Genomic DNA, 16387 nt, shown 5'->3' on the forward strand with positions numbered 1-16387 from the left:
CCCATTTGCAAATGACTATCATTATCGTTCATTCTCAATAAGCTCTCTGGTTGCCGACAATTGTTTAGGGTCGGGTAACAGAGAAAAACCGCTCTGGACTTACTTTTCAACCTACTTGTCACCCCGTGAGCATTATAACTTATTTGGTATTGACACAACTCCCTGTCCACGACCGTTTGCCGAAACGTTAGCGGATAAAACCTTTATTCATTACCCCAATCCAATTAAGGGAAATAAACCCATTAATATTGGACATTGTTATTCCGTTGTCTGCGCTTTACCTGACCAAATAGACACAGAGAAAGTCCCTTGGGCTGTCCCCTTATCAGGAGAGCGAGTCCCCTCTAAACATAAAGGAGTAAATCAAGGCAATCAACAACTAAAAAAAATCTGGCAAAGTTCTTTATTTTCTGATAAATTATCTGTCTTAGTGGCTGATAGTGACTACAGCCAAAAGGATTTTATTGGGGAACAAGTTAAGCATGAAGACCTAGTTACTATTACAAGAGTTAGAAGTGACCGAGTTTTTTATCGTCAATTTATTCGGGACCCAAATCAAGCCAAAACTTCGGGACATCCCCGTTGGTATGGGGATAAATTTGACCTTAAAGATGACCAAACTTGGACTGAACCTGATGAAGTTCATCATGTTCCCTTTACAACGAAAAAAGGTCGTCAATTAACAGTGACTATTTCGGGATGGAAACAGATGTTAATGAGAGGAACTAAAAACTATAAAATGAACAATCACCCCTTTACTTTACTCCAGATTGTTGTCAGAGATCAAGAAAGAAATAGTATTTGGAAACCTATGTGGCTTATTGTTATTGGTTCTCGGCGCGATGAGTTAAGTTTAGTTGATTGTTATCAGTGTTATGGTGATTTCCGAGAAAGCTTTTCCCATAGGGGGTAATCGCTTGGACTAAAGGCTTTCAAGAAATAAAAGGAACAGAGAGTTAGCGGATCTTGGTACACAACTTTAAAATTTCATAATTGGCTTGTCTGAAAAAACAGAAGAAATAGATTAAAATGAAGAGGTAAAAAGATTAGAGAGAGTAAATTGAAGCTAAAACAGACAAATAATCCCTTAACCCCGTCGATGGTCGATGATTTACGTTTAGCAGCCTCAAAAATGACGGGAGCAGAGCGTCGTTCATTTCAAGCTGAAATGTGTCTCAAGTATTGTGGAGGAAGTGCCAGACAAACCGAAATCGTGTTTGGTTGGGGGAGAAAAAATGTTCAACTTGGATTACATGAAAAACGAACTGGGATAGTGTGTTTAGGATTACAATCAGTCAATAGTGGATGTAAAAAATGGGAGGAAAGATACCCAATAGTTGCCCAATCATTGAAAGAAATAGCCGAAGCTCACGCACAACAAAACCCCACATTTAATAACCCCATTGCCTATACAAGATTAACGGCGGCTGAAGCCATTAAACAATTAAGAAATCTAGGATATAATGGAGAGGAGGTTCCTGCTGCTTCGACAATGGCAGATATTTTAAATCGTTTGGGCTATCGATTAAGAAAAGTGGTAAAAGCTAAACCTAAAAAAAAATCTCGGAGACGGACGCTATCTTCGAGAATATAGAGAAAAAAGATAGAAAAAAAGACCCTTCTGTGAAACGTTTAAGTATGGATTGTAAAGCAACTGTGGAAATAGGAGAATATTCACGTGGCGGACAAACCAGAGGTTATAATCAAGCTCAAGATCATGATATGGGAACTAAAGAAAAATACGTTCCTTGTGGGATTGTAGATGAAGATACAGGGCAACTTTATGTAACTTTTGGAAGTTCTTATAAAACGAGTGATTTCATGGTAGATAACTTGGAGCAATGGTGGACAAGTCTGAGTATAACTGAAAAGCAGCAACTAGAGAACATCCAAATTAAAGTTGATAATGGACCAGAAAATAGTGGAATAAGAAGGCAATTTTTGAAGAGAATGGTAGAGTTTGCCGACCAAACTAAGAAATCTATTCAATTACTATATTTTCCTCCTTATCACAGTAAATATAATCCCATAGAAAGATGTTGGGGAATTTTAGAGAGGCATTGGAAAGGAACACTTCTGAGAAATGCTCAAACGATGTTAGCTTGGGTAAAAACTATGACATGGAAAGGCTTAAATCCGATAGTTAAGTTAAGTAAAAAAGTTTATCAAAAAGGCATTTCTTTAACGAAAAAAGAGATGAAGGAAATTGAGAAACGTTTAGAACGTAATCCTCACTTACCTAAATGGGATATTTTGATTAGACCCAGTTAGTCTAAAAAGTTAATAAGAGTGTAAAATTAAGTGAATTTCCTTTTTAAAAATAGTCAAAGCTAATTTAAAAGTTAGCGTATTTCTTTCTTTTAGATAGGGAGGTTTTTGTTCGCGGAAAGTATCCGCGAACAACTTTTTATTTTTCCCTTTTCGCTTATTTGAGATGTTCTACAAACAGATTCTGAGAATGGGTGGGAAACTTTTTCTTGGAAATCACCTTGGTATCCTGGATTAGAGTCCTATCCAAAGTTAGGCCTTTTGTTAGCGATTAGAGATTTCACACTAATCGAGGCGAGTTTGGAACAGCTTCGGGAGCAGTTTTGGGTATTTCTTTGTATTGCTACTATGACAACGGGTTTAAGCTTTGTCTTTTGGTTGATTAGTGGGGGAGTAGTTGGTATTATATATCGGGTCCTTACTGGTAAGTTCGATGGAAAAATCAGAGTTTCTAATGAAGAAGAAAGTCAAGGATTAGACCGTTCTTTCAGCGACGAAGGTGAAGGGTTAAGAGAAAAATTATATCAGTTAGCTCACGACAACAGTGTAGAGAAAGTTGAACGTAATTTACTGTTTAGTTTTCTCTCACTACTACTTGAAGATGACCTAAATAACTTTGATTCAATCAATTCTATTCTTGAAAAGACTGAGGATATTAATTTGATTGATAAAATTTTGAAACGAATTATAGAACATAGTAGCGATAGAGAGGAAATTCAAAAAGAATGGAAGCAACTCGATGAATATTATAATAACGCTCGAAACCAAGCAATAAACACAACATATCAGAACACAATAATCTCTATTTTAGGGTTTGCTGAAAAAGTTTCTCCAAAATTTATGCCACTTTTGACCAAGAATTTTCTGACAAATCAATAAGTTTTAGTACATAAAAATTGTTTAAAGTATAATCAAAATTAATGAAAGGCGGTTTGATGAGTTCCCCTGTTCTATTGTTAGTAAATAAGGACAAAAAAAGCGACAAAAACTGCCTCAGAAGTTTAGAAAGATTGACAACTAAAAATGTAATAGCAATGGATGTAATGGAGGTTTCAGGGAGTTTTGTCATCACGAGATTTAGGCTAAATCTTCGTTTAGCTTGTCCAAACTTTCCCTCAATAGCATTACGGAAGCATTCATCGGAGTGGGCTTGTTTCTTTTCTTCTTCACTGACATTTTTCGGAGGTCTTCCTAACTTCGGACCACTGATTCTTATCCCTCTTTCCTTACACCAATTTCTGTTTTCCCTAGTTCGATAAATTTTATCTACATGGACGGATTCGGGATAATAGCCAAACGTTTCTTTATACTTTTCTACTTGTTCTTTTAAATGACAAGATTTATTGAAGTTTTCCCAACTTATTTTGTCTAGAAACACATAGTTATCTACACAGCTTACTGAGAGTTTAGCTCCAAACTCTATTGGTTTTCCTACTTTTCCCCTCACTATTGGACGAATATGCGGTTGAGTTAAACTTACAATTCTTTGAGGAACACTCTGGGTCTTATTCTCCCACATTGACTGTTGTTGTTCATAAACTTTTTTGATAGTCTCTAGACAATTTTTCTGTCTTTTACTCAGATTTTCCAGGGAAGCCCCAGCTTGAATTAAGTCTTCTATATTTCCTAAATTTTTCTTAAGGTATTTTAACTGTTTCCCGATAGCTTTTCTTCTTTCTTGATAACCCAGATTCCGCACTTCAAAATGTAGTATAAAAAAATACATAGTTTTAAAAAGTCCGAAAATCATACCTGGGCAAGAATATTTCTCTTTTCATTAAATTTTTAGGAAAAATAATCAAATTAAGAAGATTTATACTCATTGAAAACTTAGCAAGACTCAGCACAAACGAAGGAGAGTTTCCTCTTCTCATTTGATATCATTAGACTCTTATTCTTTTATTATTTTTGCTTTATCCAATTCAATTTATAGATAATATCTTTGACAAGATGCAGGTAATAAACTCAATATAAAACGCCTTTCTTCTGTTAAATTGACAATTTGTTTAACTCCGTTTAAAATCACATAATGAATACCTTGAAAACATTGAAATATCCACCTCAAAGTCGGACGCAATGTTACTTTCCCTACTTGATTATTTATTCCTTTTTTGACTCTTTTTAAACAATTTCTTAATTCTCTTTGCCCCAAGTTATAAATCAACAAACACAAAGACATTAAAAATAACATTGTTTCTATTCTTTCTGGTTTTTCAACGAAGAAACTATCAGTAAAAAATAAGGGATCTTTCAAAAATCGAAATCCTCTTTCCGTAGATTGCTGGTTTTTATAAGTTATCAGAATTTCACTAGCTTCTAATTTATTTTCCTCTACTAAGTTAGTTGCTAAAATAAATTTTCCTGCTTCTTTAGTCTTTCTACTTATCTCTTCATCTTTTTTGATGATCAGACTAATCATTTTATAAATCTTTTCCTTTTTTTTCGAGTAAGTTTCAGTCAGTTCAACTTCTTTTATTTCCAACAATCTCAATTTTTTATTAATAGCCTTTAATTTATATCGAGCAGCTTGAGGATGTTCAAATTCTTCAGATTGTATTTCTTTAAGAAATTTTTGGGATTTCTTCTCTTCTTGGGAAAGTTGTTTTTCTAGTTTTTCCAAATCACTTTTCTGTCTTTTTTCACTCAAGACTATTAACCAAGTTTGCTTGATTCCACCATAAGTAACAATTTCTTCTTTCCAGGTATAACTTTCTAAATTTAGGTCACTTCTTTTTTCTTTATCTTCATCTTTTACTTCTTCCACCTCTATATTTTGCACTAATTCTTTTGCTTTTTTTATGGTCATTGGAACTCTCGTTATCCATTTTAAATGTTGGATTAGTTGGAGATTTTCTTGACCATATAAAGCACTATCACAAACCATGATACTATCAAACTTTATTTGCTTTTTGAATTCTACTAAAACTTTTCCAAATACAGCTTTATCAGATTCATTTCCATCTCCTACTCTCACAAATAATGGAATATCTCCATCTTGGCTTGTTATTAAATCCAAGACACATTGTTTTAAGTCTGGTCTATGATCCCGAGAATATCCTTTCTTAATAAAAATTGGTCTTTCTTTAATAATTTTTTCTTCTTCCTGTTTCTCTTTATCTTCTTCCCTTTTATATTCTCCATCTAAATGAAATGATGTGGAATCTAAATGGGAGTATTTAAGATCTATTTCAAATTTTTTAATTACTTCTAAAACTACTTCAATAAAAATATCATTTAGTCCATATTTATATAATTCATCCATTACTCTCCCAATTTTATCATCATTAAGGTAATCAGGTTTAATTCTTTCTCCTAACAATTTCTCAATGGCTTTATCTTGAAAAAACTGACTGAATAAATATAGAGGTCTTGAAACAAATCCTAGTCCATTGATTAAAATAGACTTAACTACTGTACCTGCTGAGATTTTTTCTCTAACATCTATTCCTAATTTATTATTAATTATTTTGACTATTCCTATTTCATCAATTAAACCAGCTACTATCCCTAAATGGTCTAAATTTTTAACTTGTATTTCTTCTAAATAAGACATTTTTCGCTCTTTTTTTACAGAGGAAACAACTTAAGCAATTATCCCACTTTTTTGTCTTCAAGAGCTTAAGCAATTATACTTAATTATTAAACCCAGGCTTGTAGTATTTAATGCTACTTTTTGAAGTGCGGAATCTGGGTTGATAAGATAATTTTCGTTTTTTAGCTACTTTTAAGTATTCCTTTCTAGCAATTCTTCTAGAAGTTCTCGGCTTTTTTCTCAATTTTACTCTTAATGGTTTATAAAGATTATCTATTATTCTTTCTGTCTCAATTCTGGCTTGATTTAATATGCCTAAATCCGTTGGGTATTTGATGTCTGCTGGCGCACAAGTCGCATCTAAAATTAGTTTACCTTTATTTTTTATTTTTTCTCCTTTTTCTTGGAGACAATCCTTTTTTTTTACTTCTTTATCACTCTTGTCTATTTCTCTTTTTACTATTTTTTTATTGATTTTGTTTATCAATTCTCCATCAATTCTTTTCCTAAAATGAACTAGCATTGAAGATTCCAGTGGTGGCTCTTGTTGATAACAATTTAAACCTATAAAGTATTGTAGATAGGGATTTTCTCTAATCTGTTCTATAGTTTCTCTATCACTTGTTCCTAATTTTTCCTTAATAATTAATGTCCCTAATGCCATTCTAAATAGTTTGGCTGGCGCACCTTTTTCTGCTGAAAAAAGTTTAGCATATTCTTCCTCAAAATCATCCCAAGGTATCAACTCTGCCATGATTACCCAACGATTATTGGGGGACAATTTGCCCTCGAAAGGTAATTCAAATTTTTCTGGGGGCGGTAAAGGTTGCTCCTCTTTTCGATACATTTGTTCTTGAGCAACAACTGGGAGGTGTTTCTACCAATTATAGCGGTTTGTAGCCGACAAAGCTGATCTTTTTTGCGATCGCGAATATGGGTGTAACCTTTTAAAGAATAGGGTTTTGCTTTTATTCAGCAAACCCTAATTAATAACTATATCAAGAATTTGAAAATAGCTAAGGCTGTTTCTCTAATACTGTTTATATTTCGTGGCCAGGCTATTTTAATTAGCCATACACTCATAACCCCTAAGAATAGATAGAGAGTTGCAGTATAGCTAACTGCACTAATTCCTATGAGGAAAAACAACTATAAAGTCTTTCCATGATAAGTAGATAAATCCCATGAATTATCTCCTTTACACGCACGTAGATTTTAGTTAAGCTTTAGCAACATCATTAACCACCTCCTTAAGAACGTTAGGGGATGAGGAAAAATGATCTAAGGATAATTCTTGAGGATAAGTAGAAAACTCTGGTAATACTTCTTGAATAAATGCTTCTGCTGCTTTGGAACGATAACGATTAGGATTAATAATAACCGATAAAGTTCTCTTTACCTGAATTTCTTCAAGAGCAGCAACATAAACCTCTCCCATTTTTACTTCTTTTTCGATGGCAGTAATAGAAACGAAAGCAGCCCCTAAACCAGCTTGAACAGCATTTTTAATCGCTTCAATAGAATTTAATTCCATTTCAATAGTTAAGCGTTTGGTATCGATATCACACCGTGTAAGAACCTTATCAATCACCTTACGAATAGTTGATTGAGCATCTAAACTAATGAAATTAAGACGATATAAATCCTCTTTTTGAACCTTTTCTACTTGAGCCAAAGGGTGATCAATGGGTAAAATCAAAGCTAGTTCATCTTCAGCATAGGGAATAATTTTCAGAGTATCTTGTAATTCTCCAGGGACTTCTCCCCCAATAATAGCGAGATCAACTTGTCCATTGGCCACCCCCCAAGAAGTGCGTCGAGTAGAATGAACCTGTAATTGTACAGCTACATCGGGGTATTTTTGGCGAAATAAACCAATCATACGGGGTAAGAGATAGGTTCCTGTGGTTTGAGACGCACCCACAATTAAAGTCCCTCCCTGAAGATTTTGTAAATCTTCGATCGCCCTACAGGTTTCTTGACAGAGGGTAATAATTTTTTCCCCGTAGGATAATAATAAATGACCAGCTTCGGTTAACTGTGCTTTACGTCCACCGCGATCGAATAAAGGTACGTTTAACTGTTTTTCTAAATTTTGTACTTGCAGACTAACAGCAGGTTGAGACACATATAAGGTATCGGCTGCCCGTTTAAAACTTCCCTCAGCAGCGATCGCCTTGAGAATACGCAATTGATCTAAAGTGAAAGGAATATCCGACATAAGTTTACCACACAAGGATTTTATGAGTTATCACTAGGCAGTTTTTTCATTATGCTTCACTGTTTTACGATAACTCCTACTTATGATGACAGTAGCACAACACGGGGATCAATTTACAGGACACTGAAAACAAAGCCCACCCACTTCACTGTATTAAGAAATATTAAGGTTACACACCAAGCTAAACCAACGCTCAATTATGTTAGAGGTTGAAAAAACTGTAAAACAGACCAACGTAGGATTGAAAGAGTTGTTGATTCAGTTACAAGAACTCACAACTACTAAATTTAGTGGGAGCTTGCAGATAACCATAGGAAATTGTCCAAACTGGGTCTTATGGTTGCGTCTAGGGCGTTTAAGTTGGTCAGATGGTGGAGTGAATTCGCAAGAACGATGGCAAAGACATTTAGCCTCCTTTGTCCCTGAGTTGCAAGGTTCTCAGTTACACGAGATCACTTCAATAGACAATCAATATGACCGATGCCATATCTTAGTTCAACTCCTAGATCAAGGTTTGCTTCAACGGCAACAGTTAACTGAATCGATGTTAAGTGTTACTCAAGAAATTTTCTTTGATTTAATCCAATCTAATCACATAAACCGCAATTGCTTGTCCTACGAAATTATCCCTGATGATTCGAGTAACAAGCATACCTCGCTCTTACCCATGATTGAGGTAATGCCAAACCTTAAACAAAGCCTAAAAACTTGGCAAAAATGGCAAAATCAGAATTTAGCAGGTTATTCTCCTAATCTCTTTCTTCTGATTAAGCAACCAGAACTCATTTCCCAGGAGAATTTGTCTGAGAGTCAGTTGTCAATCATTTCTCTTATTGACGGTAGCCAAAATGTGCGAATTTTAGCCCTGAAAACGGGTTTAGATATCGTTAGCGTGATGCTCTGTCTGCTTCCCTTAACAAAGCTAAAAGCCATCAGCTTTTCTAAAATCCCTTTTTCTAAAATACCCATTCATCAGAACAGTGATATTTCCCATTTAGGGGTGGCTGACAATCAGAAAACCTTAATTGCTTGTGTGGATGATAGTCTTGGAGTTTGTCGCGCTTTAGAGAAAATAATCAGCGAACAAGGTTTTGGTTTTGTTGGCATTCAAGAGCCTCTAAAAGCAATTCCCTCCTTTTTAAAAACCAAACCCGATCTAATTTTTTTGGACTTAGTGATGCCCATAACCAATGGGTATGAGCTTTGTACCCAACTACGAAAAACCCCAAGCCTGAAAAATGTACCGGTGGTCATTTTAACAGGAAAAGATGGTTTAGTTGATCGCATGAGAGCCAAAATGGTTGGATCTAATGACTTTTTATCTAAACCCATCAAAATGCCAGAATTGCTCAAAGTATTGAATAAACATTTAACACAATCTACCCAAAAGGAATCAACATGAGTCATATTCTTTTAGTTGAAGATAGTCAAGTCGAAGCTGAAAAGTTGACCCGTTACTTAAAAAAACAAGGGCTATCCGTCTTAGGAGTAACTAGCGGAGAGGAAGCGGAACTAAGACTTAAACAGGAAAAACCCAGTCTAATTGTTTTAGATGTTATTTTACCGGGAGAAAGTGGCTTTGAACTCTGTCGCAAACTGAAAGCCGATCCTCTCACCGAAAAAATTCCTGTGGTGATTTGTTCAACCAAGGATAAGGAGATCGATAAAACCTGGGCCAATATGAGTGGGGCTGATGCTTACCTAACAAAACCTGTCAACGAAGAAGCGTTTCAGCAAACCATTAATCAATTAATTGGCTAAGGAGAAATAAGGTGGTACAAGTAGCTGAAACTGTTTCGATATTTGATATTAATCACCAATCGAGTCAACCGGAAGAGGGTGAGAAGTTTTTACGGTTTCCCCTCAATTCCACCACCGATGGCTTAATTCCTTTGGGGGAATTACAAGAGGTTTGCCCCCTGGCAGTCCCAACTATCTTACCCGTACCGGAGGTGCCTCGATTCTTATTAGGCATTATTAATTGGCGAGGTAAAGCAACCTGGATCGTAGATTTAGGCAGTTTATGGGGAGCTCCTCACTGGTGTCAAAGAGAACCCATTGCTGAGGCTGGGATGGCTTTATTGCTTCCCTGGAAAGAGGAAACCATTGGGTTATTGATCGAAGAAATTAAGACCGTTGAAATATTTAACCCTCAACAGTGTTTACCCATTGGAGAAGGAATGTTTTCCCAGGAATTTTCTGCTTTAGCTCAGGGTTATTTTCTTAACCCTCAAGGGAAGACTTGGTTCGTACTAGATATTAATTCGATTATGCAAACAATTGACTCATTTTTAATAAATAAGGATTAAAACAAACATGGTATTAAATTGGATTTTCGATTCTTCTCATCAAAAACCTGAAGAAGAACAAAATGGTCATCATCAAGATAAATTGCTTCTCGAGGAACAACTCGAAGAAAAACACAATAACCCCGCTCAAGATAAGGAACTTTTCCAGGGAAAACTTGAAGAAGAGCAAAATGAGCATGATCACAATAAGATGGAAAAATCTGAAGAATTAACCATGAATGGAGAAAATTTTGACCACAAGGAAGATAAACAAGATCACGCTCCTCATTTAGCTACCTTAGAAGCCAACTACAGAGAAGTTAGTTCTTTTTCTGTTGTTGACTTTGAACTCAACAGTGCTAATTGGTTGAATAATATTAACCAACAAGCGCAACAGAGAATGCTTGAGGGACTAAATCAAATTCGCCAATCTCTGCAAGCCGATCGCGTGTTAGTCTATGCTTTTAATGGAGATGGCAGTGGTCAAGTTTTGGCTGAGTCAGTAGATACTCGTTGGTCAAGAGCCGGAACTTCTTTTGATCTCGATTACAGTTTAACTGAAGCAAACTGCAAACCTTATTATGTGGTCAATGATATTTCTACTAAGAGTTTTCCCCTTTGCTTGGTGGAAGCTCTTCAAGCCTTGGAAGCCAAAGCTTATATTGTGATCCCCATCAAATACAATGACCAACTGTTGGGAGTTTTAGGCGCATATCAAAACGCCAATCCTCGTAATTGGCAAGAATCAGAATTGAGACTGATGCTTAATGCGGCTGCTCAATTTCGGATTCCCCTAGAACAAACCGCCTTTATTCGTAATAGTCAATTTCAACAACAACAACGAGAAAAGGCCGTTAAGCAAGAACGAGCTTTAGGGAAAATGCTGCAGCAGATTCGTAATGCTAAAGAAGATGAGCGAATTTTCCAAATTGCCACTTATGAAGGCAGAAAATTACTGCAAGCCGATCGCCTAGCAGTTTATCGCTTTGATGAAGATTGGGGGGGTAAATTTATTGCTGAATCTGTGAGTCCCGGCTGGACAAAGCTTATCGACACTATGTTAGTGGTTAAAGATACCTTCCTGCAAGAAAATCAAGGGGGGCGTTATAAACACGGTGAATGTTTTGCCGTGGATGATATTTATGCAGTGGGACATCAAGCTTGTCATATTGCCTTACTCGAACAATTTGAAGCCAGAGCTTATGCCATCGCTCCCATTTTTATTGGGGATATGGCAGGAGATAAAAAGCTTTGGGGGTTATTGGGTGTTTATCAAAATTCTGGTTGTCGTAAATGGCAAAAAGAAGAGATTGAGCTACTCAGACAACTGGGTTTACAGATCGGCATCTACAAAATAGTCAAGGGGGAAACTATAAAAATGGTCAAGCTTGTATTGTTAATGATCTCAGGGAATCAGGGTTAGAACCACGTCTGATGGAAGTCTTAGAAAGATTAGATATTAAAGCTTTCGTCAGAATGCCGATTTTTGTCGATCGGAAACTTTGGGGGATCATCAATCTTTATCAATCAAACACTCGTCTTTGGAAAGAAGATGATTTGGAATTTCTGCAACGAATGGTTCTACAAATTAGTAGTGTCATTCAACAAAAACAGTATTTAGATGAGTTGCAAACTCAAGCACAACAAGAAGAAGCGATCGCTAATATTGTGCAACGGATTAATGGTTCCCTGAACGTTAAGGACCTTTTCCGTAGTGCGACTCAAGAAATTCGCAACTTGCTGGAAGTGGATCGTGCTGTAGTTTATCATTTTAATGCTGATTGGACAGGGGAAGTTCTCGCTGAGTCTGCCGGAGCAGAATGGGTATCTGTTATGGAAATTCAGGAAACAGATCCAACCCTATTTAGCAAAGAAATGAACGCCCATGAGCAATGTACCTTGAAAAATATGCAAGCAGGTTCCGCTTTGGATCAAGATACCTATTTCATTAACACTCAGGGGGGAGACTACACTCGAGGCAAAAAATTTCATGTAGTCAATGATATCTATAATGCAGGGTTTTCTTCTTGTTATCTGCGCTCCCTGGAAAAATATCAGGCCAAAGCTTATATGATTGTTCCTATTTTCCAAAATAATCAACTTTGGGGATTATTTGCTGTTTATCAGAATTCTGGGACACGAAAATGGAAAAGTAGTGAACTGAATTTGATGCTGAAAATTGCCCCTCCACTAGGAATTGCCATTGAACAAGCAGAACTGATCGAGAAAATTCAAAGCAATAATAATCAGTTAAAAGAACGTTCTCAACGGGAAAGTTCTATTGTACAGTCTCATCTCGTTTGATGGGTCGTTTTGCTGAGTTAATTCAGCAAAATAACAACTCCAAAAAATTGATGCAATTTGCCATCAAAGAATTACAACAAGTTCTTAAAGTGGATCGGGTTGCTATTTATCGCTTTGCTTCTGATTGGTCAGGAAAATTTATTATTGAATCTGTTGCTGCTAACTGGCCAAAATTAGTTGGGACAGAATTATCTCAAGTTAAAGATAGTGCGATTCAAGAAACCCAAGGTGGGCGTTATCTTCGTCGGGAAAGCTTACAAGTTAACGATATTTATCAAACTCAAGAGAATGATTTACCCTTATCTCTTCTCGAACAAAGTCAAACCAAAGCTTATCTATTGGTTCCTATCTTTAACGGGGAAAAACTTTGGGGACTGTTAGGCATTTTTCAAAATGATCGCCCTCGTCAGTGGTAAAGGGTTTAGTGTGGTTGCTGATGAAGTTCGTTCTCTTGCCCATCAGTCAGCTAATGCGACGACGGAAATCAGTCGTTTAGTGGATGAAATTTGTACAGGAACCAGTGAGGTAACCGAAGCGATGGAAATTGGACTCGCTCAGGTGGTTAATGGAACCAATCTTGTCAGAGAGACACAGCAAAGTCTCAGTGCGGTTGTTAGTGCGACCAATAACATTAAAGAGTTGGTGGCTGAAATTAGTCAAACCTCTGTTAATCAAACTCAGCAGTTCCAAATTGTTACTCAAGTGATGGCTAATGTTTCGGCCATCTCTAAGGAAACTTCTCACGAAACCGCTCAGATTTCTGATTCCTTTAAGGAACTAGAAGAAACCTCTAATGACTTACAAACCAATATCCGTCAGTTTAAAGTGGATTAATTAATCGAGAGTCAGTTTAGGTAGGGAGTGTGGGAAGGGTGGGAAGTGTGAGAAGACTATATAGAAGCAATATTAATATTCTGCTCCCCCATCTCCCCGTCTCCCCCTGCTCCCCCTGCTCCCCCTGCTCTCCCTACTAGAAAATGTAATCTTTACACCAATTTCTTATGACTATCGAACCCCTTGATTCCATAGAACAATATTTACTTGATGAATCATCAGAACTTCTGGCAACCATTGAACAGAATCTGCTGGAGTTACTCGAGGAAAAAACGGTCGACAAAGTTCATACTTTAATGAGAAGCGCACATACTATAAAAGGAAGTGCTGCTAATTATGAACTCAAAACCCTCGAAACTATTGCTCACCATTTAGAGGATGTATTTCAGGCTTTATATGCTCCTGAATTAGAAATTGATTCTGAACTTTCTTTTCTGCTACTTGAAGGTTACGATTGCCTGAAAGTCCCCTTAAATGGGATTTTGTCCAATATACCCTATGATGAACAGGAAATATTGGATCGCACGGCGGAGGTTTTTGCTAAACTACAAACTAAATTGGGTGATTTCTTCGGTCGTGAAGCTCCTTTACCCACTTCTGAAGAATTAGGTTTTGATGTTGTTGGCTTGATTTTTGCTGATAGTGTTCCTCAAGATTTACAACAATTAGAAACTGCGATCGCTACTCAAGATCCACAACAAGTTTATCCCATTCTTAATAGTAAGGCTGATTTTTTCCAAGAGTTAGGGATGTCTTACGATCTTCCAGGATTAGTGGAAATAGCTCAGGCAACTAAAGCAGCAATTGAATACCATAAGGATCATGTTCTCACCATTGCCCAAATAGCTCTAGAAAATTTTCAACAAGCTTATACTGCTGTCTTGGATGGTGAGCGTAATCAAGGGGGTAGTCTCTGTGATCAATTACGTTATTGGGCTGAATCTTCTGCTGAAAATTCTTTGATTGTTTCCGAAGAACAAGATAATAATACTGTCAATAATTCTCACAGTAACTTGATGGAAGAGTTATTAAATATTGTTGATGATTCTGTTGAAGATAATTCTTTGATTGTTTCAGGAGAACAAGATAATAATACTGTCAATAATTCTCACAGTAACTTGACGGAAGAGTTATTAAATATTGTTGATGATTCTGTTGAAGATAATTCTTTGATTGTTTCAGGAGAACAAGAAAAAGAGGAAGAAGAAGAATCCTCTTATATTAGAGAAATAAAACAAAAAGTTAACCAAAATTTATCATTAAATGCTTCCCCAATAGAAAGAGTTTTACAATTAATTTGTACAACACATAAAGAAACATTTGTCAAGAAAGAGCCAAATATTTCATCAGAAAATAACCAACAAAAATTTCAGCCTAAAAAACAATCAACACAATCACTTCCTAGTATCAGAGTAGCGGTAAAACAACTGGATCGCCTTAGTCATACCATTGGGGAATTACTGATCAGCGAAAATCAACAAAGCTTACAATCAGATCAAATTCATCATCTTACTCAAAATACCTTAAAACAGTTTTTACTCTCTCAGAAACAACTTAACAAAGTCCGTGAATGGTCAGACAAAAATCTACTTATTCCTAGCAGTAAAAGAAGTAAAAAGCATAAGAAAAAAAATGACATATACCCCTTGATAATTTCCACTTCCTTAACTGATATAGACTCAGAATTCGATGTTTTAGAAATGGATGTCTATAGTGATCTTCATCTCCTACTTCAAAACTTAACAGAACAAATGATGCAGCTAGGAGAACAAATTGAAAGTATAGAAGGATTAGCACAAACTTTACGTTTTAGTCGGGGAAAACGTAAACAATTACTATCTCAAGCGCAAGATGATTTACTAGAAGCTCGAATGGTTCCCTTAGCAAAAGTATTCAATCGATTTCCTCGACTCATGCAGCAGATGGTGGCCGCTCACCAAAAACCGGCTCAACTTCATCTTATCGGCTCAGACGTACTCATTGATAAAGTATTTGTAGAAAAACTGTATGAACCCCTACTCCATCTAATTCGTAATGCTTACGATCATGGTCTAGAATCAGCAGAAAAGCGTCGTCAACAAGGTAAACCCGAAACAGGACAAATTACAGTAGAAGCTTATCATCAAGGGAATCGTATTACCATCGAAATTAGGGATGATGGACAAGGATTAGATTGGGAGCGTATTCGTCAATCAGCCGTTGAAAAACAGTTATTAACCCCAGAAGAAGCTGCTAATCTTTCAGAGGAGCAACTAGCAGATTTATTATTTGAACCAGGGTTTTCTACTACGGAAAAAATCAGCCAGTTGTCTGGTCGAGGAATTGGTTTAGATGTGGTTCGTTCTCAATTTCAAGCTTGGCAAGGATCGGTTTCTATTAAATCAAATAGGGGAGAGGGGACTACTTTTGCTCACGGGGTGACAAGCCCGTTAAAACCCTGATTGAAAGAGGGTTTCAGCCATGGCGATCGCTCTATAAATTGTCAAAAACTAGAGGGCTTATTGAGAATAAACAATAATGATAATCATTCTTGCCGTGTGTGTGGGGGGGAGGAGGGTTACACCGTCCTCCCCCCCACAGGGTTGATGCTCAAAATCAACCCCTTGGGCCATATTAGTTTCTATTAAATAATAGCAATTGGTCTATTTCGGATAGTTACATCTAAAATAAATCATCTTCCACTGGGTATTTCATGTCAAGATAAATACGGGAATTAGGCGGCTTATCTATATGGACATGGTTGTAACCCTTTCTATAATGGTGAATTCTGGGGATATGGTCCTCATATTCGAATAATTCGGACAAATCCCAGGTGGATCAAGGAACCCTAAGGCTTCCAAATTCATGCTCGGCACTCTGAATTAGTTAAAGCATATTTCCTAAGGTTGCCAATGTTCCTTAAAAATACTTACACCGTTACACACGATTGCGGAAAGGGAG

11 protein-coding genes and 4 pseudogenes are annotated in these 16387 nt (G+C 36.6%); 11 read left to right on the plus strand and 4 right to left on the minus strand.

Annotated features, from left to right (window positions below):
- Positions 1–127: 127 nt before the first annotated feature.
- The 3 genes and pseudogenes from CWATDRAFT_RS21690 to CWATDRAFT_RS21705 all read left to right on the plus strand — a co-directional run.
- A pseudogene (locus tag CWATDRAFT_RS21690) lies at positions 128–877 on the plus strand (transposase); the annotation flags it as partial.
- A gap of 291 nt (positions 878–1168) precedes the next feature.
- Positions 1169–2271 (plus strand): annotated as a pseudogene (locus tag CWATDRAFT_RS40245) (ISAzo13 family transposase).
- A gap of 258 nt (positions 2272–2529) precedes the next feature.
- Positions 2530–3147: a hypothetical protein gene (locus tag CWATDRAFT_RS21705; protein ID WP_157134143.1), complete on the plus strand. Its 618-nt coding sequence runs from the start codon at positions 2530–2532 to the stop codon at positions 3145–3147.
- Here CWATDRAFT_RS21705 and CWATDRAFT_RS21710 read toward each other — a convergent pair.
- The 4 genes and pseudogenes from CWATDRAFT_RS21710 to CWATDRAFT_RS21725 all read right to left on the minus strand — a co-directional run.
- Positions 3107–3964 (minus strand): annotated as a pseudogene (locus CWATDRAFT_RS21710) (transposase); the annotation flags it as partial. The gene CWATDRAFT_RS21705 and the pseudogene CWATDRAFT_RS21710 overlap by 41 nt on opposite strands.
- Positions 3965–4195: 231 nt before the next feature.
- The gene (locus CWATDRAFT_RS21715) at positions 4196–5821 is read right to left on the minus strand and encodes an IS1634-like element ISCwa1 family transposase (protein ID WP_007305600.1); all 1626 of its coding nucleotides are present in this window, start codon (positions 5819–5821) and stop codon (positions 4196–4198) included.
- Between the two features lie 82 nt (positions 5822–5903).
- Positions 5904–6647: pseudogene (locus CWATDRAFT_RS21720) on the minus strand (IS5 family transposase); the annotation flags it as partial.
- Positions 6648–7019: 372 nt separating this feature from the next.
- Positions 7020–8021, minus strand: coding sequence for a LysR family transcriptional regulator (locus CWATDRAFT_RS21725; protein WP_007307046.1), 1002 nt, complete (start codon positions 8019–8021; stop codon positions 7020–7022).
- Between the two features lie 199 nt (positions 8022–8220).
- Between CWATDRAFT_RS21725 and CWATDRAFT_RS21730 the strand changes: the two genes are divergently transcribed.
- The 8 genes from CWATDRAFT_RS21730 (at position 8221) to CWATDRAFT_RS21765 (ending at position 15888) form a co-directional block, all read left to right on the plus strand.
- Positions 8221–9423 carry a response regulator gene (locus CWATDRAFT_RS21730; RefSeq protein ID WP_007307038.1) on the plus strand — a complete coding sequence of 401 codons (1203 nt, stop codon included), beginning with the start codon at positions 8221–8223 and terminating at the stop codon, positions 9421–9423.
- Complete coding sequence (locus CWATDRAFT_RS21735) at positions 9420–9782, plus strand: response regulator transcription factor (RefSeq protein WP_007307039.1); 363 nt, start codon at positions 9420–9422, stop codon at positions 9780–9782. Before CWATDRAFT_RS21730 ends, CWATDRAFT_RS21735 begins: the two co-directional genes overlap by 4 nt.
- Positions 9783–9793: 11 nt before the next feature.
- Entirely contained in the window at positions 9794–10330 is a 537-nt protein-coding gene (locus tag CWATDRAFT_RS21740; RefSeq protein ID WP_007307040.1) for a chemotaxis protein CheW, read from the plus strand.
- A gap of 7 nt (positions 10331–10337) precedes the next feature.
- Entirely contained in the window at positions 10338–11732 is a 1395-nt protein-coding gene (locus CWATDRAFT_RS21745) for a GAF domain-containing protein (protein WP_007307041.1), read from the plus strand.
- The gene (locus CWATDRAFT_RS21750) at positions 11702–12613 is read left to right on the plus strand and encodes a GAF domain-containing protein (RefSeq protein ID WP_232287166.1); all 912 of its coding nucleotides are present in this window, start codon (positions 11702–11704) and stop codon (positions 12611–12613) included. Before CWATDRAFT_RS21745 ends, CWATDRAFT_RS21750 begins: the two co-directional genes overlap by 31 nt.
- Positions 12613–13029, plus strand: coding sequence for a GAF domain-containing protein (locus CWATDRAFT_RS21755; protein WP_007307043.1), 417 nt, complete (start codon positions 12613–12615; stop codon positions 13027–13029). The genes CWATDRAFT_RS21750 and CWATDRAFT_RS21755 overlap by 1 nt, the downstream gene beginning before the upstream one ends.
- A complete protein-coding gene (locus CWATDRAFT_RS21760) occupies positions 13007–13447 on the plus strand; it encodes a methyl-accepting chemotaxis protein (protein ID WP_007307044.1) in 441 nt (146 codons plus the stop codon). Before CWATDRAFT_RS21755 ends, CWATDRAFT_RS21760 begins: the two co-directional genes overlap by 23 nt.
- Positions 13448–13614: 167 nt before the next feature.
- A complete protein-coding gene (locus CWATDRAFT_RS21765) occupies positions 13615–15888 on the plus strand; it encodes a chemotaxis protein CheA (RefSeq protein ID WP_007307045.1) in 2274 nt (757 codons plus the stop codon).
- The last annotated feature ends 499 nt before the right edge of the window (positions 15889–16387 follow it).

The organism is Crocosphaera watsonii WH 8501 (assembly GCF_000167195.1).
Classification (GTDB): Bacteria; Cyanobacteriota; Cyanobacteriia; order Cyanobacteriales; family Microcystaceae; genus Crocosphaera; species Crocosphaera watsonii.

Bases quoted from the DNA above. Each gene is read 5' to 3' on its own strand.
- CWATDRAFT_RS21725 (WP_007307046.1), bottom strand. From the start codon at position 8,021: ATGTCGGATATTCCTTTCACTTTAGATCAATTGCGTATTCTCAAGGCG.
- CWATDRAFT_RS21755 (WP_007307043.1), top strand. From the start codon at position 12,613: ATGGGTCGTTTTGCTGAGTTAATTCAGCAAAATAACAACTCCAAAAAA.
- CWATDRAFT_RS21715 (WP_007305600.1), bottom strand. From the start codon at position 5,821: ATGTCTTATTTAGAAGAAATACAAGTTAAAAATTTAGACCATTTAGGG.
- CWATDRAFT_RS21760 (WP_007307044.1), top strand. From the start codon at position 13,007: ATGATCGCCCTCGTCAGTGGTAAAGGGTTTAGTGTGGTTGCTGATGAA.
- CWATDRAFT_RS21730 (WP_007307038.1), top strand. From the start codon at position 8,221: ATGTTAGAGGTTGAAAAAACTGTAAAACAGACCAACGTAGGATTGAAA.
- CWATDRAFT_RS21765 (WP_007307045.1), top strand. From the start codon at position 13,615: ATGACTATCGAACCCCTTGATTCCATAGAACAATATTTACTTGATGAA.
- CWATDRAFT_RS21735 (WP_007307039.1), top strand. From the start codon at position 9,420: ATGAGTCATATTCTTTTAGTTGAAGATAGTCAAGTCGAAGCTGAAAAG.
- CWATDRAFT_RS21745 (WP_007307041.1), top strand. From the start codon at position 10,338: ATGGTATTAAATTGGATTTTCGATTCTTCTCATCAAAAACCTGAAGAA.